This is a genomic window from Arthrobacter sp. V1I7, assembly GCF_030817015.1.
Taxonomy (GTDB): Bacteria; Actinomycetota; Actinomycetes; order Actinomycetales; family Micrococcaceae; genus Arthrobacter.
The window spans coordinates 2,344,074-2,361,353 of record NZ_JAUSYS010000001.1 but is presented as its reverse complement, the minus strand read 5'-3'; the positions used below and the strand labels follow the sequence as shown (position 1 = coordinate 2,361,353).

At 65.3% G+C, this 17,280-nt stretch carries 18 protein-coding genes and 1 pseudogene; 2 read left to right on the top strand and 17 right to left on the bottom strand.

Going from position 1 to position 17,280, the window contains the following annotated elements; genetic code table 11:
- Positions 1-129: 129 nt before the first annotated feature.
- The 5 genes from QFZ69_RS10970 to QFZ69_RS10950 all read right to left on the bottom strand — a co-directional run bounded on the left by QFZ69_RS10970 (position 130) and on the right by QFZ69_RS10950 (position 2,829).
- Entirely contained in the window at positions 130-486 is a 357-nt protein-coding gene (locus QFZ69_RS10970; protein WP_306918102.1) for a GYD domain-containing protein, read from the bottom strand.
- 76 nt (positions 487-562) lie between these two features.
- Positions 563-1,039, bottom strand: coding sequence for an NUDIX domain-containing protein (locus QFZ69_RS10965; protein WP_306918101.1), 477 nt, complete (start codon positions 1,037-1,039; stop codon positions 563-565).
- Positions 1,040-1,365: 326 nt separating this feature from the next.
- Positions 1,366-1,668 (bottom strand): DUF4193 domain-containing protein, encoded by a 303-nt coding sequence (locus QFZ69_RS10960; RefSeq protein ID WP_306918100.1) that lies wholly within the window; start codon positions 1,666-1,668, stop codon positions 1,366-1,368.
- 21 nt (positions 1,669-1,689) lie between these two features.
- Positions 1,690-1,914 (bottom strand): hypothetical protein, encoded by a 225-nt coding sequence (locus tag QFZ69_RS10955; RefSeq protein ID WP_306918099.1) that lies wholly within the window; start codon positions 1,912-1,914, stop codon positions 1,690-1,692.
- 465 nt (positions 1,915-2,379) lie between these two features.
- Positions 2,380-2,829 carry a hypothetical protein gene (locus QFZ69_RS10950; protein ID WP_306918097.1) on the bottom strand — a complete coding sequence of 150 codons (450 nt, stop codon included), beginning with the start codon at positions 2,827-2,829 and terminating at the stop codon, positions 2,380-2,382.
- Positions 2,830-3,004: 175 nt separating this feature from the next.
- Between QFZ69_RS10950 and QFZ69_RS10945 the strand changes: the two genes are divergently transcribed.
- Positions 3,005-3,607, top strand: coding sequence for a dihydrofolate reductase family protein (locus QFZ69_RS10945; protein ID WP_306918095.1), 603 nt, complete (start codon positions 3,005-3,007; stop codon positions 3,605-3,607).
- Positions 3,608-3,616: 9 nt separating this feature from the next.
- On the opposite strand, the gene QFZ69_RS10940 is transcribed toward QFZ69_RS10945, so the two are convergent.
- From QFZ69_RS10940 to QFZ69_RS10910, 7 genes are all read right to left on the bottom strand, one after another.
- Positions 3,617-4,204: a hypothetical protein gene (locus tag QFZ69_RS10940; RefSeq protein ID WP_306918093.1), complete on the bottom strand. Its 588-nt coding sequence runs from the start codon at positions 4,202-4,204 to the stop codon at positions 3,617-3,619.
- 317 nt (positions 4,205-4,521) lie between these two features.
- Positions 4,522-4,698 (bottom strand): CsbD family protein, encoded by a 177-nt coding sequence (locus tag QFZ69_RS10935; RefSeq protein WP_306918092.1) that lies wholly within the window; start codon positions 4,696-4,698, stop codon positions 4,522-4,524.
- A 168-nt stretch (positions 4,699-4,866) separates the two neighbouring features.
- Entirely contained in the window at positions 4,867-5,019 is a 153-nt protein-coding gene (locus QFZ69_RS10930) for a hypothetical protein (RefSeq protein WP_264357062.1), read from the bottom strand.
- A 190-nt stretch (positions 5,020-5,209) separates the two neighbouring features.
- The gene (locus tag QFZ69_RS10925; protein WP_306918088.1) at positions 5,210-6,427 is read right to left on the bottom strand and encodes a glycerate kinase; all 1,218 of its coding nucleotides are present in this window, start codon (positions 6,425-6,427) and stop codon (positions 5,210-5,212) included.
- Between the two features lies 1 nt (position 6,428).
- A complete protein-coding gene (gene dctA / locus QFZ69_RS10920) occupies positions 6,429-7,904 on the bottom strand; it encodes a C4-dicarboxylate transporter DctA (RefSeq protein WP_306918086.1) in 1,476 nt (491 codons plus the stop codon).
- Positions 7,905-8,036: 132 nt separating this feature from the next.
- A complete protein-coding gene (locus tag QFZ69_RS10915) occupies positions 8,037-9,146 on the bottom strand; it encodes a tartrate dehydrogenase (protein ID WP_306918083.1) in 1,110 nt (369 codons plus the stop codon).
- Positions 9,147-9,263: 117 nt separating this feature from the next.
- Positions 9,264-10,184 (bottom strand): LysR family transcriptional regulator, encoded by a 921-nt coding sequence (locus QFZ69_RS10910; protein WP_306918082.1) that lies wholly within the window; start codon positions 10,182-10,184, stop codon positions 9,264-9,266.
- A gap of 776 nt (positions 10,185-10,960) precedes the next feature.
- On the opposite strand from QFZ69_RS10910, the gene QFZ69_RS10905 reads away from it, so the two are divergent.
- Positions 10,961-11,449 (top strand): universal stress protein, encoded by a 489-nt coding sequence (locus QFZ69_RS10905; RefSeq protein WP_306918080.1) that lies wholly within the window; start codon positions 10,961-10,963, stop codon positions 11,447-11,449.
- 89 nt (positions 11,450-11,538) lie between these two features.
- Here the strand turns inward: QFZ69_RS10905 and QFZ69_RS10900 are convergent, their stop codons facing one another.
- The 5 genes and pseudogenes from QFZ69_RS10900 to gcl all read right to left on the bottom strand — a co-directional run bounded on the left by QFZ69_RS10900 (position 11,539) and on the right by gcl (position 17,274).
- Positions 11,539-12,162 (bottom strand): thymidylate kinase, encoded by a 624-nt coding sequence (locus QFZ69_RS10900; RefSeq protein ID WP_306918078.1) that lies wholly within the window; start codon positions 12,160-12,162, stop codon positions 11,539-11,541.
- Positions 12,163-12,313: 151 nt separating this feature from the next.
- Positions 12,314-12,841, bottom strand: coding sequence for a thioredoxin-dependent thiol peroxidase (gene bcp / locus QFZ69_RS10895; protein WP_306918076.1), 528 nt, complete (start codon positions 12,839-12,841; stop codon positions 12,314-12,316).
- Between the two features lie 101 nt (positions 12,842-12,942).
- Positions 12,943-14,286: an allantoinase AllB gene (gene allB / locus QFZ69_RS10890; RefSeq protein ID WP_306918074.1), complete on the bottom strand. Its 1,344-nt coding sequence runs from the start codon at positions 14,284-14,286 to the stop codon at positions 12,943-12,945.
- On the bottom strand, positions 14,279-15,478 hold the full coding sequence (locus tag QFZ69_RS10885; RefSeq protein ID WP_306918073.1) for a glycerate kinase: 1,200 nt from the start codon (positions 15,476-15,478) through the stop codon (positions 14,279-14,281). The genes allB and QFZ69_RS10885 overlap by 8 nt, the downstream gene beginning before the upstream one ends.
- A gap of 4 nt (positions 15,479-15,482) precedes the next feature.
- Positions 15,483-17,274: pseudogene (gene gcl, locus QFZ69_RS10880) on the bottom strand (glyoxylate carboligase).
- Positions 17,275-17,280 lie beyond the last annotated feature (6 nt).

The following is a 17,280-nucleotide window of genomic DNA, read 5'->3' as shown; positions in this document are numbered from 1 at the left end:
GTGACCATCTGATAGCGGACGTTTTGCTCGGGTAGCTGTTCCCCGGTGACCGGGTCTGCGGCGCTGAGTTGCCGGACCGGGCGGGACTCTCCATCCCCGATCCGCAATGCCCCCGTCAGGTTCCGGGAGCTATGGCTCCGAGGAAACGGGCGTACCCGAATGGGTGCCGGGAGCCCGGTACTTGACCTCCGCGGCCATCCGCAGGGCATCGAGCGTTTCATCGACGGTCAACAGCACCGTCGTTTCCAACGAGCTCAGCGCACCGCCTCCGCTGATTGCCAGCGCAACTGCGGCCATGGACACGTTGTTGGGAGCCTCCCACAGGTTGTAGCCGTCGTGGGTTCCGAATGCGTACCAGAAGCCATGGAGTTTTCCTCCGACCGATTCGATGTATGCCTGGGCTGCCTTCCCGCGGTCCTCCGGGTTGCTGATCAACCGGGCCCAGGTCTCAGGAGTGTAGCTGAACTTCGAAAGATAGAGCGGCATCGGCCTTCCTTTCATTCGCTGCGGGTAGTCCCGATTCCCCAAGAATGGCAGTGTCCTGCCGGGCCAGCAATGGCAATTACGGACCGTCGTCACGGAGGTGCCGGATGAGCGCGTCAAGGACCGGAAGCTGACCCCTGACCAGCTTGGTGCGGGCTACGGGCTCCCTCGTCCATTCGGCGTCGTCGATTTCGGGGAAGCTGGTGATGGTGCCGGATCCCTTTGGCCATTCCAGTGCGAAGGTGTTGCTCACGATCCGTTCCGGTGCAAAGTCCGACTCGGCGGTGAACACCGTGATGACCTTTCCCGACGGTTGCCGGAAAGCGCCCAGCTGGAGGTAGTCGGCAACAGGGGCCGGTGTGCCTATCTCCTCGGCAAACTCGCGTAGCGCTGCCATCAGCGGGTCCTCGTCCTGAAGGTATTCGCCCTTGGGAATGGACCAGGCCTGGGCATCCTTGTGGGCCCAGAAGGGCCCGCCCATATGCGCGATCCAGACTTCCAACCCCGAGGTGGCACTCCGCCGGTACAGCAGCAAACCTGCGCTCCGAACCGTCATTTCCCCTCCATCATCTCCTCAGCGTATCCAGAGGAGCCGGACTATCGGGCGGAAGTGACCGGAGAGTCCGCGGCTATCTCCGCGCCCTTTCGAGTCAGGTCTTGAGGAGGGGAACGACGATCGAGCTTTGCATCGCGCTCAGATGGTCCCGGCCGGCGGTGGAAAATCACCACGGAACGTGCGGCGCCCATATCCCGCGCCACTGCCGCGTTGGCGCTGCGGGCGGGCATGGCGTCCGCCTTGGCGATTGCGACGGCGATGCTCGCGGCGACCTCGATAGCCCGGCTAAGTTTTGAGCTCCGGACCGCTCGACATGGGATGTTAGGTCAACCCTCACAGTCCCGGCAGTAGGCGTGGCCGTCTTCCTCGCGTGCGATCTGCGACCTGTGCCGGACGAGGAAACAGGAAAAACAGGTGAACTCGTCTTCCCTTTGCGGGACGATCTCGATTGTCAATTCCTCAGCGGACAGGTCGGCGCCAGGCAGTTCCACCCCGTCCGTTGTGTCGGCCTCGTCCAGTTCGCGGACAACGCTGCCCGCATCCGGGGCGTTTGCGGACTGGAGTGCGCGGAGTGAATCTTGGCGCGATTCAGCAACATCGGATCGCACTTCGTCGTAGTCGGTGGCCATTTTGAGGGTCCCCTTCTGGGCTCACCCCGGCATACGGCCGGGGCAGGTGAGGGTGTCCGCTGCATCGAGGATTTCCAGCGAGGTCGTGTGTGCCGGGCTGGCCACACCTTTGATGGACGTGCCGTGCGTGACGGCACCGGCCACGTGAGCCTGCCACTCGGGCGCGGAAGGCTCGTGTTTTTCGATGCCTGCGGACATGTTCATGGCGGCGGCTTCCTCGACCGCCCAGAGCGGGTCAGTGTTCATGGCCCGCGCCGAGGCTACTGCAGAACGGCCTAAACAAGTGTTTGTGTGGTTGCCCTGCATCAGGGTCTCCTCCGGAAGACAGCGATCGGATGCGTGTACCACCCATGATGAGCCTTAGATCCCCGGCATCCTCCCGCGATAGACGGGCGCATAACCAACCGGCGCAATCGGTGGTTACGGCTAAGGATAGACCTCTCGGCGTGACTTTGCAGGCTGAATATCTTCCCCTTAGCCGTCACGCCCGGCAGCTTTCTCCCTGCGTGGACGTCGCTACCGCCGGTACGGCGGGGCAACTTCGCCGTCGTTGTCGCCGAAAGTATTCAGTGAGTGACGGGGCGAGCAGGCGGCACGGCCAGGGAACTACAGGAGCGGCAGGAGGACCAGCGTTCTCCTGCCGCTTTGCCTACCCGTTCCGGGGGAACCTGCTCATCGGCCCGCCAACGCACATCGAAGCGAAGCAGCCCCCTAGTCGTCGCTTCCGGAGCGTTTGTCGTCGCCCGGCTCCAGTTCGCCGTGGCCGCCGTGATCGTCGCCCGGCTCCAGTTCCCCGTGCCCGCCGTGATCGTCATTTGGCGCGATCGAACGGGACGGTCCCGGTGCCGGGGCGGGGAGAAGTGCCGCGGTTCCGTCGTCGGCGAGGGAAGGGCCGGCTGGGACCGGGGCGATGGACTTTGGGGAGGAGCCGGGGCTCGCGTCTTCGGTCGCGGAGCGGCCGGGGGTGGATGTTGGGCTGGGCGTTGAGACAGGGGAGGCCGTCCCGGCGGTCGTCGAACTTTGAGGCAGAAAGACGGTGTCCGCGGGGACGAAGCCCCCTGCGGGTGGGCTGTTCACCGTCTGGGAATTCACCGCGAGGGCCGTCGAACCGGCGAGGAGAATGCTGGCTGCCGTGAGGATGAGGACTGTATTTGTTTTCATGGTCCAACCCTAAGAATCCGAGGGAACGAAATGATCCCGGCCAAATCCAAGAGTTGTCCAGGATTGCTCGTTCAATTGGCCTAAAATCGGGCCTAAGAATCGATCACATCGCGGGCTTGAAGGCCAGCCCTGCGCGGCGTAAAGTCCGTCGAACAACGGATGCGAGGAGCCGATCATGGGGCAACTGGTTGTCCAGGAATTCGTAACCGCCGACGGGTTCGCCGCCAATGAGGATAACGAATTCACGGCATACGAAATGCTCGAAGGGGGGACCGAAGAACTTGACCGAAGCCAGCTGGAGTGGCTCGACACCGTCGACGCCATGGTGCTGGGAGCATCGACCTATCGGATGTTCGCCGGGTTCTGGCCGACCCCGGCATCCGATGGTGAGATCATTGCGCCGGCCCTGAACGGACTCCGCCGCTACGTGTTCTCCAGGCAGCTCGAAAGCGCACCGTGGGGGAGCATGCCGGCGGCGACTATCGAATCCGGCGACGCGGTCGAAGCGATCCGCCGCATCAAGCGCGAGACCGCCGGCACGATCGTGCTCTGGGGCAGTCTCTCCCTGAGCGAGGCGTTCTTCCGGGCCGGCGAGGTTGACGCCGTGCGGCTCGTCGTTCTGCCCGTCGCGATTGGCGCGGGGCGGGGCGTCTTTCCCCGCGGTCAGGATCCCGCCCTGCTGCGTCTGCTGAGTGCGAAGACGTACGATGCCGGGCTGGTCGAACTCGAATACTTGCTCGGCCGCAGCGGATCCCCGAGTGGCTTGGCCGACACCTGATCGCCGCGGTCAGCCGATGCCGGCGGCCGGAAGGAAGCGGTGGTTCCGGATGCGTGAGCTTCCGAAGTCGATGGCCAAGGATTCGATCCTCAGGGGCTCCCGGGCCCTGGTCTTGGGGCGGCCGACAGCAACGTGGGGTGTCCAACGGGGATACCTGTAGCCCAACGCACGTGAGCTGAGAATGAAGTCATCAACATTGTCCACGAGCAGCTCGTCGAGCAGTTCATGGAGCGCGCGCACGAGCAGGACCTGAAAATCATGCACGTGCTCGGGGACGTCCACTTCGAGTCCGCACACATTTCCACCGCCCAGCACAATCAGCTTGTCGGCACGTCCCGTGAAGGCTGCCAATACCGGCAAGGCCTCCAACCACTCAACCACAGTGCGTGTGGCTGTCTCGCTGCTGGTGAATCCGTTGGTCCAGTCCGCGACGTCCTGGGAGAAGTCGTCCAGGACCCCGATGTGCAGCAGGGTCAGGTGCAGGCCCTGGCGTCGCCGCAACGCATCGACGTGCGTGCCCAGCTCATCGTAGTCCGAAGGGGCTGATCCGACGCCGATCACGGGGACCTCCACCGTGATGCGCGGCAGCGTAAGCATCGGACCCCCCTTCTGTGTCCGCGTGGACCGTTGGATCTCGGTGTAATTATCCTCCCGTGTGCGGAGTTTGGCGTGGCGCGTTTGTCGCCGTCCGGCTGCCCGCCCCCGGGCCTGGAGGTCTCCGCTACGAACCGAGACGGGCGATGAGCGCGGCACCCTGAGCCCGGATCACAGGGAGGTTGTGCCCGAGTCCGCTGAGGAAATGCCAGCGTCGGCTACCTGAAGCGGGGGATCCGGCGTGGACGCCAGGTGCGAAGGGCAAGGGAGGGCAGAGGCGCGGCCCGGACGGATCACGCCTCTGCCTTTTGGCGCTTGAATCAGTGTTTCTTGAAAGCGTCTCTGATTTTTTCGCCAGCCTGCTTCAGGTCGGCTTTGACCTGCCGGCTTTTGCCCTCGGCCCTCAACCGGTCGTTGCCGGTGGCCTCGCCAGCAGCTTGTTTGCCCTTGCCGTGGAGTTTCTCAGCGGCATTATGGATCTTGTCACCCAAGCCCATGGTCGTTCTCCTTCTTTGGCCGCCCCCGCGACGTGAATGCCATGGAGGCCGACAATTAAATTGTAGGGACAGAAACTAAATTGTAGGGACAGAAACGGTCAATGGTTGGTGGCGATGGACAAGCATCGTCCCGATGAGGGACTCGCCGCCGAAGGGGATCTGCGGGGTCTAGGCGATCAGGGTGTGCAGGTCCACTCCAAGGAGCGCCACCAGCGGCCACAGGACAATCGCCGCCAGGCCTTCCAGAATGTTGCCGGGAACGTTCCAGGCCACCAAGTAGCCGTGCGTGGCGGCGACCACCACGCCGATGGCCAGATACACGGCCGCGAATAGGCCTACTCCGCGCCCTCCCGTTTGGCGTCTGGCAAATCCGCGCATCTTCGCTCATCTCCCGCTCGTGTGAACCAAATTATAGTAGCGCGAGGGCCATTCCGGGAGGCCGGGTCCCTCCGATTAGTTGCCTTGGTGGCGGGCGTCGCGGTGTCCGGACCCGGGCGAAGGCATCCGCTTGTCAAGGCTCGCCGGCAGCGTCATCTGGTCCGGGGCGGCGACCATCTTCTGCTGAGCTAATTCCATACAGCAGGCTTGTGCCGATGTCCTGGCCGATCTTGCGGAGCAGCCGTGCAGAGAGCTCAGGATCTTTCGATGAGTCCTCGTCCGTGTACTCTGCCAGCGTGTACACCCGGGTTAGGGGCATTTCGGACCACCGTTCCTGCTGGAGGAGGGAGCGGCCGGCCACGGCGATAATGGGGCGTTGCCCTGACCGGCGTGCGACTGCCGCTGGCAGTTTGCCGGCGAGGGTCTGTTCGTCGATGCTTCCCTCTCCGGTGATGACGACGTCACAACTGTCCTTTCGGGTGTTGAAGTCCAGCAGGTCCAGGAAGTAGTCGGCTCCGGATACCTGTTTGGCGCCGAGCAGCAGGCAGGCATAGCCGATTCCTCCGGCGCTGCCGGCGCCTTCGTGCTCGGCGAGCGTGATAGCGTCCGCGAAGCCAGCTTCGGTCATTTTGGTGATGAAGTGCTTCAGTCCATTGTCGAGTTCCGCAATGGCTTCCGGTGAGGCGCCTTTTTGTGGTCCGAAGACCGCAGGGGCGCCCTGGGCTCCGAGGAGCGGGTTGTGTACATCGCTGGCGACGACGAGTTCAGTGTCGGTCAGCTCCGGAAGGGCGGTGCGATGGATGGAGTGGATCGGTGCGAGTGCGCGGCCGCTGCCGTAGAGCTGCCGGCCGTCGGCGTCGCGGAAGCTGTACCCCAGGGCGGTGAGCATTCCCATTCCGCCGTCAGTGCTGGCACTGCCGCCCAGTGCCATGACGATCCTTGCCGGTTTCAGCCTGAGGGCGAACAGGAGGGCTTCGCCGAAGCCGCGGCTGGAGGTGTCAAGCGGTTCCAGTTTACCGTCGGGGAGCAGCCCGAGGCCGCAGGTGTTTGCGACTTCGACGACGGCGGTAATGCCGTTGTAGGCGATGCTGGCCTGGACGGGCTGGCCGGTGGGTCCGGCGACGGTATTGCCGCGTCGGGTGAAGCCGGAGGCGACGGCGGCGTCGACGCTGCCGTCACCTCCGTCCGCCAGCGGTAGTAGTTCGCAATCGACCGTCCCGGTCCCGGCTTCGTTTCCGGAGCGGAGCCCTTCTGCCAGGGCATCCGCTACTTCTCCGGCAGTGAGGCTGCCTTTGAACTTATCCGGCGCGATGAGGGTCCGCACGGTTTTCGGGGCGGTTGCGCTGTTCATGTCAGATGGTTTCCGAGTAGACGGGGCGGTGGTCGTCCTTGGAGGGCGTGGCATCGTCGGCGGGTCCTGCGTGCTTGGCGCCAGTTTCCTTGGGCGTGTGGTGGCCGTATTCGGTCAGGTCATCGTCGATATCGATTACCTCGTCGAGGTGGATCGGGTCCTCGGACGGCATGGGCTCCACGGTCTCGCCTTTGAAGACCCTGCGGGCGCGGTCCGCGTCCAGGGTGCGGTCCCACCAGGCGATGAACAAGGTGGCGACGGCGTTGCCGGTGAAGTTCACCAGTGCCCGGCATTCGGACATGAACTTGTCGATGCCGAAGATAAGCATGATACCGGCCGCGGGGATGGTGCCGATCGTGGTCAGGGTGGCGGTCAGGGCGATGAAGCCGCCGCCTGCGACACCTGCCGCGCCCTTGGAGGTCAGCAGCATGACCGCGAGCAGGCCCAACTGCTGGCCGAGAGTCAGTTCCGTGTTGGTGGCCTGGGCGATGTAGAGGGCGGCCAGGGACAGGTAGATGGCGGCGCCGTCGAGGTTGAAGCTGTAGCCGGTCGGGACAACGAGTCCTACGGTTTCCTTCTTCACGCCGGCATGTTCGAGTTTGCGCATCAGGCCAGGCAGAGCCGGTTCGGCGGTGGAGGTGCCCAGAATGAGCATGTATTCCTCTTTGAGGTGACGGATCATCGTGAAAATGTTCAGCTTCAGGAAGGCCATGATGGAGCCGAGAACGATCACCACGAAGAGGATAGAGGTGATGTAGAAGAGGGCGATGAGTCCGCCCATGCTGGTCAGGGAGGAGACGCCGAACTTGCCTACTGCGTAGGCCATCGCGCCGAAGGCGCCGATCGGGGCGGCCTTCATGATGAAGCTCAGGATCTTGAACATGACGCCGGTCAGTCGCTGCACGCCGTCCAGGACGGGCGCGCCGACCTTGCCCATAGCGTTTAACGCAATGCCGAAGATCACGGCGATGAAGATGACCTGGAGAATGTCGCCTTCAACGAAAGGGCCGACGATGCTGGTAGGGATGATGTGGGTGAGGAACTGCCACCATTCCTGGTTCTGGCCGGCGTCGATCAGCTTGGCGGCCGAATCGGAAGTCTCGATCGTGCTGGCATCGGCGTTCACGCCCTCACCGAGGCGGAAGAGGTTGATGGCCACGAGTCCGAAGATCATGGCGAGGATCGTGCCGACCTGGAAATAGGTCAGGGCCTTCAGGCCGGTCATGCCGACCTTCTTCAGGTCCGCGACGCTGGCGATGCCGCCGACGATGGTCAGGAACACGATCGGGCCGATGAGCATCTTCATCGAATTCACGAAAGTCGTGCCGATGGGTTCCATGGCGATCCCGACGCTCGGCGCGAGCCAGCCGACGAGAATGCCGGCGACAATGGCGGTCAGTACCCAGAAGTACAGCTGCTTGTACCAGCGTGTCTTGGGGGCCGGCGTTGCCGCGCCGGCGGTGGTGATGTGATCCATGATTCCTACCTCGTTGTGGAATGTAGCTGGAGGGTGCTTGATGATGGGAGCATGAGCGGAGTGAACGGCGGCGGCGTGTTGAACCGCCGTCCACTCCGGGCTTTGTCCTGACCGCGGGATTTGACCGGACGGTTACGTGTTCTGGCTGACGGCCGCCAGGGTATGGGTCAGGGCCTTGATGATGGCTTCGGTGACGTCCTCGGTGGTGGCTTCCCCGCCGACGTCGCGGGTCAGGTACCCGGCGCCGGTGGTCTGCTCGATGGCGGCTTCGACCCGGCGGGCTTCCGCGTGCAGGCCGAAGTGGTCCAGCATCAGGGCGGCACTGGCGATTGCACCGATCGGGTTGCTGATGCCCTTGCCGGCAATGTCCGGCGCGGAGCCGTGGACCGGTTCGAACATGCTGGGGAAGCGGCGCTCCGGGTTCAGGTTGGCACTGGCTGCCAGGCCCAGGCTCCCGGCCAGTGCTGAGCCGAGGTCCGAGAGAATGTCAGCGTTCAGGTTCGATGCCACGACGACGGAAAGGTCTTCGGGCCGGAGGATGAACTTGGCGCTCATCGCGTCGACGAGGACACTTTCGGTCTGTACATCCGGGTAGTCCAGGGCGACGCGCTTGAAGACTTCGTCCCAGAGGACCATGCCGTACTGCTGGGCGTTGGACTTGGTGACCGAGGAGACCTTCTTGACCGTGCGGGTCCGGGCCAGGTCGAAGGCGAAGCGCATGATCCGCTCGCAGCCCTTTTCGGTGAACAGTGCGGTCTGCAATGCGACCTCGTTGCCCGGGCCGCGGCCGCTGAGGTTGCGGCCGCCGAGGCCGGCGTATTCGCCCTCACTGTTTTCGCGGACAACGACCCAGTCGAGTTCGGTGTTGTCGGCCTTGCGCAGCGGGGATTCAATGCCGGGGAGGAACTTCACCGGGCGGATGTTGGCCCACTGGTCGAAGTTCTGGGTGATGTTCAGGCGCAGGCCCCAGAGGCTGATGTGGTCCGGGACGTTTTCCCAGCCGACGGCGCCGAAGTAGATGGCGTCAAAGTCCTTCAGGGTCTCCAGGCCGTCGTCGGCCATCATTTTGCCGGTTTTTGCGTAGTAGCCGCAGCCCCACGGGAACTCCGTCCAGTCAAAGCCGAACTTCCCGGCGGAGGTTTCTGCCAGGGCATCCAGGACGCGGCGGCCTGCCGAGACAACTTCCTTGCCGACCCCGTCTGCGGGGATTGAAGCGATGCTGAATTTCTGGGTGGCGCTCATCTGCCTACCTCCTTATTGAGTGTGTTAGCAGCGTCACGCTGCCCTTCCTCTTCAAGTAGACGGCCCGGCAGCATCCGCCGTCCAAGACCAAGATTCGATGCGCCAAATAGGTTTGGCCTATAGGTCCCGTGGCAGGGAAGCGCTTTCGTTGCCGCTTGCCACGTACAGTTCTGCCACATCCAGAAACGCCGTGGCGGCCGGAGTCAGACCATCCTTTCGACTCAGGATCGCAACATTCAGATAGGAAACCGGCTCGATCAGCAGGGTTCGCAGACCGGCCTTGTGCGCCGTCGGTGCCCAGGAGGAGGGCATCACCGCGTGGCCCACCCCGGCCAGTACCAGCGGAAGAATCGACGTCCTGTGCGCTACCTCGACGACGATTTCGGTGTTGACGCCGTGGGCCAGCGCATCGTCGACCAGCCAGCGCATCAGGGATCCGCGCTGGCTAGCGATCAGCCGGTGCCCGCCCAGATCCTCCCGCTGGATGGCCACTCCGGGGCTGAAGGGATCGGCCTTGGGATTCACGATGAGGATCAGCGGTTGGCGCTCCAGGTCGAGAACCTGGACGCCCGGCACGCGGATCGGAGTGGAGGATCCGGCCAGGCCGATCTCGGAGCTGCCCGTGCGCACGGATTCGATGACTTCCTCGGGCGTAAACGCCGCCCCGACGTTGAGCCGCACGGAGGGATGTACCTCGCTGAAGGCCGCGATCATGGATGTCAACGGTTCGATCCCGGGGGAGGGCATCGTGATGATGTCCAGCCGCCCGCTGCGGACACCCCGAAGAGCCTGAACAGCGGACTGTGCAGCATCGAGGTCCCGCATCACCAGGCGTGCCGGCCCGACAAGTTCCTTGCCGGCTTCGCTGAGGACCGCCCGGCGGCCGATCCGGTGGAAGAGTGGCACGCCGAGATCCTTCTCCAGGCCGGCAATGGTCTGGGACAGGGAGGGTTGGGCGATAAGCAGGTGTTCTGCCGCGCGGTTGAATCCGTCATGGTCGACCACGGCAAGAAAATACTTCAGCTTCCGCGTGTCCACGCCATCTCCTTCACGTATGGTCCTTAAGGCTTCCGCGCGCTCAGGTACCGGACCTGAAGGGACCGGTGCCGATGCGCTGAAGCCTATATAGCGTACGCCTATCAGAGGTGCTGCCGGCAACGCGTCGGTCACGAAGGCGGGACGGCGGCTGCCCACGAGTGCTGAGCAGACCTCCGTTTGATCCCACGAGGCTCGGACTGACGCGCAGGGATGGATTCAGGTGCTGGCTTTTGTTCGATCTGCAGGACGCCCGGGGTCCCATCATGGCCCTGGCGCTGTCGGTGATTCCCGCCCGAAGAAGCATGCGTGGTGGCAGGTGATGCGCGAAGCCGAGCCGGACGTCAGCAGCGCCCGTGGGCCCACGTCGGCCGACCGTCGGGCCACTCACCAGTTCTGCGGGTCGTTGCGGCCGCAACTCAGGCTGCTGCATTGCCGGGCGCTCACCTGCCAGTTTGGCTGGGGGGCAGCCAAGGCACGCTCGTCCTTCCAGGTTGGAACGACTCTGGAACCGCACTCCGGACACGGCAGCTCCATGTGTGCTCGTCTTTGTGCCTTGTTCATATCTCCCCCAGAAATATGGCGATGCCGAAACGGCCGCCTGCCGTCAGTGCTTCAGCACTCTAGCTATATTTCCATCGAATATACAAACGATCCCGCCGGCGATCGAGGACGACGCTGCTGTGGAACCCGGACGGCTATCCTGACGACTATGGAAAGCGTTCCGGTCGTGCCGTCGAGAGGGTCAGAGAACACACGCTTCAGAAGGGGTCGACGCCGTGTCCCGTGAGGAGTGGCCCGCCGGACCGATTGTGCTGGGGGTCGGCTGGGACTTTTCGGACCACGCGGTCCGGATGGCCGCCAGCCTCGCTGCCGGACTGGACCTGCACCTCGTGTGTGCGTTCGTTGACCCCGCGAGCTACCTGACGGAATGGGCGCCCGCAGGCGCCCAGCCGGCCGTTTCCCTGGACCCGGTGGCCAATGAGGAGGCTGCGTACCCGGCCGCGCCGCTTCTTCAGCGACTTGAAGCGATTCTCGGTCCGCCGGGGGCCGAGTGGACTTTCCGCATGCTGAACGGCGATGTTGCCGTATCGCTCACCCGGCTGGCCGAGAGCGTCGGGGCATCCTTGGTCGTCGTCGGGGGCCAGCGGCCCGGCGTCCGCGCCTGGTTGGACCGGCATCTGGAAGGCTCCGTGTCTGCCGATCTGAGTCGTGACCCACAGCGGCCCGTTCTCGTCATTCCGTCCTCGGCCGGAACGGACGCTTGAGTCTCCCCGTGTGGGACGTCATCAACGACGCAGGCACGCCCGCTTCAGATGGGATCCCGGCTTGGCGCGCCGCACAGTGGCTCGCCGGGTCAGCTCGGGACCATGGCCCTGCCGTCGGCGGCCAAGGCTTTTGTGTCTGAGTCTCCGCCCGCGCCGGCGATGGCGAGCGTCAGCTCTGAGAGCACCTCGTCTGGTGTTCCGTCGGCTGCCAGCTCAGTGAACTGGGCGTATTCGGGTATCGCCTGGTAGGCGGCCCGGAATGAGTCGAGCTCCTCGAGGGTTTCCGCGTCCGTGCCGCGTGCCAGCACTCTTTGATGCGCTTGTTCCGGGGTGATGACGAGGTGGACGACCAGGTCTGGTTTAGGGAGCTTCGCGAGGATGAACGGAAGAACCCGTCCGCGGGGAAGTTGCCGCGCCTGGCGTAACGCGAGCTGGCAGTAGAGGTGGCGGTCCATGATGACCAACCCCGGATGCCGGTGGGCCATGGCATGGGACAGCAGCACATTGGCAGTGCGGATCACTGTCTCCACGGCATCCGCCAGCCGGGGAGGGAGGCGGATCCCGAACCTGGCGGTCAGCAGGGACATCCTGCGCCGTCCGGCGTAGTTGCTGAGAAGGAGCGCGTCCTTGCCGGCGGTGCGGGCAGCAGCAACCGCAGAACGTGCGGCCGTGGTTTTTCCCGAGCCGTCAATCCCGGTCAAGACAATCAGCAAGCGTGCTCCTTCTTTAGATGGGGCGTTCGGGCCCGATTGCGGCCGCCGCCTGGCTTCACGGCGGGAAGCAGCGCGCCGATGAGCGTCCGCCTACCAGTCCAACGGTGGACGCTGCGGAATCGTCCCTGCCGGGACGCCTGCGGCAGCCCTGTCAGCGTACTCCCAGCGGAGCCCGGCTGCTGACCTGGAGCCCCAGTTCTTTCCTCAGCGCGGCCACATGGCCGTCGGCGGCGACGTGATACCTCACCCACGTTACCCGGCCCTCGGCGTCGAGGACGACAGTTGAGCGGACAACGCCCTCGGCGATCTGGCCGTCGACCACCTTCTCACCCCAGGCGCCATATGCGGCCGCCACGGAATGGTCTGCGTCCGAGAGCAGCGGATAGCCAAGGGCGAAGTCCCCGGAAAAGTCCGACAGCGCTTGGGGCGTGTCCGGGGAGATGCCGAGCACTGTGTAGCCGGAGCCCTTCAGTGAGGCGAGGTTGTCGCGGAAGTCGCAGGCCTCCGTGGTGCAGCCCGGCGTCGCAGCCTTGGGGTAGAAGTAGACGATGACGTTAGAGCCTCTATAGTCCGCCAGCGAGACCAACCGCCCGTCCGCGTCGGGGAGCGTGAACTCCGGCGCCGCGGTGCCGGGCTGTAGTTTCAGGGGACGGGCCGGGCTCGTGGGGGTCGGGGTCATGATGCTCCTTGGAAACTCGTTCACGCGGGATGATCCGGTGCTGGTCGGTTGGTTGATGTAGTCGTCGGGAGAGCCGAGGCCGGCGTCAAATGCGGCCGGCGTCAAATACCGCCGCGGCGGATCAGTTTGCCGCTTGGTGTCCGGCCGTCGACCTCGTGTCCGCGCAGGAAGGTCTTCCGGACCACGCCGGAGAGGGCCTTGCCGTCGTACGGGGTGATGGGGTTCTTGTGCTTGAGCTTGGATACGTCCACGACGAAGGCCTCGTCGGGGGCGAAGACGGAGAAGTCGGCGTCGTAGCCGAGGGCGAGCTTGCCCTTGTTGGAGAGGCGCGCGAGCGCGGCGGGCTTCTCGGCCATCCAGCTGATCACCTGCTCCAGCGGGATGCCGCGGTGCCGGGCTTCGGTCCAGATCAGGGACAGGCCCAGCTGCAGTGAGGAGACGCCGCCCCAGGCCACGGCGAAGTCGCCGTTTTCCAGGTCCTTGAGGTCCAGGGTGCTGGGGGAGTGGTCCGAGACGATGCAGTCGATGGTGCCGTCCTGCAGGCCCTTCCAGAGCAGCTCGCGGTTGGAGGCCTCGCGGATCGGGGGGCAGCATTTGTACGCGGTGGCGCCGTTGGGGATTTCCTCGGCCATGAGGGTGAGGTAGTGCGGGCACGTCTCTACGGTGAGGTGGACGCCGTCGCGCTTGGCGGTGGCGATCATCGGCAGTGCGTCGGAGGACGAGAGGTGCAGGATGTGGGCGCGGGCGCCGGTCCAGCGGGCGCGCTCAATGACTTCGGCGATGGCCTTGTTCTCGGCGCCGCGGGGGCGGGAGGCCAGGAACGTTGCGTACTGGTCGCCGCCGGGATGGGGCGCGTGGTCGATCGCGTGGGAGTCCTCGGCGTGGACGATCATGAGGGAGTCGAAGGATTTGAGCTCGGCCATGTCCTGCTCCATCTCGTCCGCTTCCAGGTGCGGGAACTCGTCCACCCCGGAATGCAGCAGGAAGCACTTGAAACCGAACACGCCCTCGTCGTGCAGCCCGCGCAGGTCCGCCTTGTTGCCGGGCACGGCGCCGCCCCAGAACCCGACGTCCACGAACGCCTGCTCCTGGGCGACCTCGCGCTTGAGCTTGAGTCCTTCCACCGTGGTGGTGGGCGGAATGCTGTTCAGCGGCATGTCGATGATGGTCGTGACGCCACCGGCCGCCGCGGCACGGGTGGCGGAGGCGAAACCCTCCCACTCGGTGCGCCCCGGTTCGTTGACGTGCACGTGGGTGTCCACGAGGCCCGGGATGAGGGTTTCGTCGTCGCCGAGTTCGATGATTTCGGCACCGGACAGGCCGTTGCCGAGGGGCTCGACGGCGACGATCACGCCTCCGCGGACGCCCACTTCACGCGGGGCGATTCCGGCCGTCGTCAGGACACGCTGGCCCCGGACTACGAGGTCGTAGGCTACTTCAGGCATTGAGGGTCTCCTTGCTCACCGCGGATTGCCCTGCTGCCAGGGCCGTCAGTTGGACGCCGATGTTCCGTCCCAGGCGTTCCAGGAGGGGTCCCGCTTCCGCTATACATGTGTCTATATTGCTTTCGAGCTCCGTCAAAGCGTGAACCTCGCGAAATCCGGAGGTCCGGAGCTGTTCCGGCGCCAGCGTGGTCCGTCCGCAGACGGCGATGACCGGAATGCCCGCGCGCCCCGCCGCTCGAGCAACGCCGAGCGGCGTTTTGCCCAGCAGGCTTTGCTCGTCCAGGCTGCCTTCGCCGGTAATCACCAACTCCGCACCGGCGAGGCGGTCGGCCAGCCCGGTGAATTCGAGCACGACGTCGATGCCCGGCCGGCGGGTGGCGGCGAGGACCGCAATGGCCGCGTAGCCCACCCCGCCGGCCGCGCCAGCGCCCGGGGCGAACGCGGCGTTGTGGGCGCGGGGGCCGATCTCAGCCGCCAGGACGTCCACAAAGTGGGACAGGGCAGCGTCGAGCATCCCGACGTCCTCCGGAGATGCGCCTTTCTGCGGTCCGAAGATCGCCGCGGCGCCTTCTGCGCCCAGGAGGGCGTTGTCGACGTCGCTGGCCAGGATAAAACGTGCCTCGTCCAGCCGCGGGTCGAAGCCGGCAAAGTCGATCCGGTCCAGCCGCGCCAGCTCGGCGCCGCCGGGCGCCAGCTCGCAGCCCTCGGCGTCGAGGAACCTGGCGCCGAGCCCCTGCAGGACGCCGGCGCCGCCGTCGGTGTTGGCACTGCCGCCCACACCCAAGATGATCCTCCGGCACCCGGCGTCGAGGGCCGCCCGGATCAGTTCACCGGTGCCCAGGCTTGTGGCACCGGTGGCGCTGGCCGAATCCGGGCGGCCGCCCGGCAGGACCGCGAGGCCCGAGGCCGCCGCCATCTCGATGACCGCCTCGCGGCCGCGGACCGCGAAGTCCGCCCGCAGCGGCACCCCGGTGGGTCCGCTGACCAGGGCGCTGGGGCGGGTGAAGCCGGACTCGACGGCGGCGTCCAGGGTGCCCTCGCCGCCGTCGGCGACCGGAATCCGAAGGACCTCCAGGTTACTGATCCATCCGTCATGGCGGGCCGCCGCCTGGAGCCCCGCCTCCAGGTGCCGGGCAACGTCCGGTGCCGAGAGCGAGCCCTTGAACTTGTCCGGGGCGATGACAATGCGCATCTGGCTACGCCTGCAGGGCCAGGATGGCGGTCGGGGCGTCCCCACGCGTCTCGGCGAGATCCTCGAACTCGTTGACGGCGTTGATTTCGGTGCCCATGGAAATGTTGGTGATTTTTTCCAGAATCACCTCAACCACTACGGGAACCTGGAACTCGCCCATCAGTGCCTTGGCCTTGTCGAAAGCGGCGGCCAGATCCCTGGGGTCCTCCACCCGGATGGCCTTGCAGCCCAGGCCCTCGGCCACCTTGACGTGGTCCACGCCGTATCCGCTTGCGTTCGCTGAGAGATCGGTGGAGTTGATGTTCTCGAACGCCAGGGACACGTTCTGTTCCATCTTGAAGCCGCGCTGGGACTGGCGGATCAGGCCCAGGTAGGAGTTGTTCACCACCACGTGGATGTACGGCAGCTGGAATTGCGCGCCCACGGCCAGTTCCTCGATCATGAACTGGAAGTCGTAGTCACCGGACAGCGCGACCACGGTCTCGTCCGGCTTGCCGCGGACCACGCCCAGGGCGGCCGGGGCGGTCCAACCCAAGGGACCGGCCTGGCCGGCGTTGATCCACTTGCGCGGCCCGAAGACGTGCAGCATCTGGGCGCCGGCGATCTGGGACAGGCCGATCGTCGAAACGTAGGTGGTGTCCTGGCCGAAGGACTTGTTCATCTCCTCGTAGACGCGCTGCGGCTTGATGGGGATGTTCTCGAAGTGCGTCTTGCGGTGCAGCGTAGCCTTCCGATCGGCGCACTCGGCCACCCAGCCGGAGTAGTCCGGCAAGGTCCCGGAGGCCTTGCGTTCCCGGGCCAGCTCAACCAGGCCCTCCAGCGCCGCACCGGCGTCGGAGGCGATGCCGAGGTCCGGGGAGAACACGCGGCCGATCTGCGTGGGTTCGATGTCGATGTGCACGAACGTGCGTCCGGCAGTGTAAGTGTCCAGGCCGCCGGTGTGGCGGTTGGCCCAGCGGTTGCCGATGCCGATCACGAAGTCCGAGGCCAGCATGGTCTCGTTGCCGTAGCGGTGCGAGGTCTGCAGGCCCACCATGCCGGCCATCAGCGGGTGGTCGTCGGAGATGGCGCCCCAGCCCATCAGGGTCGGGATCACGGGAACATTGAGCAGCTCGGCCAGTTCCACCAGCTGCGCGGAGGCGCCGGCGTTGATGATGCCGCCGCCTGCCACGATCAGCGGGTGCCGGGCGGCGGTGAGCATGTCCAGCGCCTTGGTCAGCTGCTTGCGGCTGGCCCTGGGCTTTTCCACGGGCAGCGGCTCGTAGGTGTCGATGTCGAACTCGATTTCGGCCATCTGCACGTCGATGGGCAGATCCAGCAGTACGGGGCCGGGGCGGCCGGAGCGCATGAGCTGGAAGGCCTTCTGGAAGGCGCCCGGAATCTGGCCCGGGTTCTCGAATGGTCATGGCCATCTTGGTGACGGGCTTGGCGATGGACTCGATGTCCACGGCCTGAAAGTCTTCCTTGTGCAGTTTGGCTACGGGGGCCTGGCCGGTGATGCAGAGCATGGGGATGGAGTCCGCCCAGGCGGCGTACAGGCCGGTGATCATGTCCGTGCCGGCAGGTCCCGAGGTGCCGACGCAGATGCCGATGTTGCCGTCCTTCGCGCGGCTGTAGCCATCGGCCATGTGGCTGGCGCCTTCGACGTGCCGGGCCAGGGTGTGGCGGATGCCGCCGTGGGCCCGCATGGCCGAGTAGAACGGGTTGATCGCGGCGCCTGGCAGGCCGAACGCCTCGGTGGCGCCCTCCTTTTCCAGGATGGCGATGGCAGCGTCTACGGTGCGCATCTTGGTCATGGTGTA

Bases quoted from the DNA above. Each gene is read 5' to 3' on its own strand.
- QFZ69_RS10970 (WP_306918102.1), bottom strand. From the start codon at position 486: ATGCCGCTCTATCTTTCGAAGTTCAGCTACACTCCTGAGACCTGGGCC.
- QFZ69_RS10965 (WP_306918101.1), bottom strand. From the start codon at position 1,039: ATGACGGTTCGGAGCGCAGGTTTGCTGCTGTACCGGCGGAGTGCCACC.
- QFZ69_RS10960 (WP_306918100.1), bottom strand. From the start codon at position 1,668: ATGGCCACCGACTACGACGAAGTGCGATCCGATGTTGCTGAATCGCGC.
- QFZ69_RS10955 (WP_306918099.1), bottom strand. From the start codon at position 1,914: ATGAACACTGACCCGCTCTGGGCGGTCGAGGAAGCCGCCGCCATGAAC.
- QFZ69_RS10950 (WP_306918097.1), bottom strand. From the start codon at position 2,829: ATGAAAACAAATACAGTCCTCATCCTCACGGCAGCCAGCATTCTCCTC.
- QFZ69_RS10945 (WP_306918095.1), top strand. From the start codon at position 3,005: ATGGGGCAACTGGTTGTCCAGGAATTCGTAACCGCCGACGGGTTCGCC.
- QFZ69_RS10940 (WP_306918093.1), bottom strand. From the start codon at position 4,204: ATGCTTACGCTGCCGCGCATCACGGTGGAGGTCCCCGTGATCGGCGTC.
- QFZ69_RS10935 (WP_306918092.1), bottom strand. From the start codon at position 4,698: ATGGGCTTGGGTGACAAGATCCATAATGCCGCTGAGAAACTCCACGGC.
- QFZ69_RS10925 (WP_306918088.1), bottom strand. From the start codon at position 6,427: ATGAACAGCGCAACCGCCCCGAAAACCGTGCGGACCCTCATCGCGCCG.
- dctA (WP_306918086.1), bottom strand. From the start codon at position 7,904: ATGGATCACATCACCACCGCCGGCGCGGCAACGCCGGCCCCCAAGACA.
- QFZ69_RS10915 (WP_306918083.1), bottom strand. From the start codon at position 9,146: ATGAGCGCCACCCAGAAATTCAGCATCGCTTCAATCCCCGCAGACGGG.
- bcp (WP_306918076.1), bottom strand. From the start codon at position 12,841: ATGACCCCGACCCCCACGAGCCCGGCCCGTCCCCTGAAACTACAGCCC.
- allB (WP_306918074.1), bottom strand. From the start codon at position 14,286: ATGCCTGAAGTAGCCTACGACCTCGTAGTCCGGGGCCAGCGTGTCCTG.
- QFZ69_RS10885 (WP_306918073.1), bottom strand. From the start codon at position 15,478: ATGCGCATTGTCATCGCCCCGGACAAGTTCAAGGGCTCGCTCTCGGCA.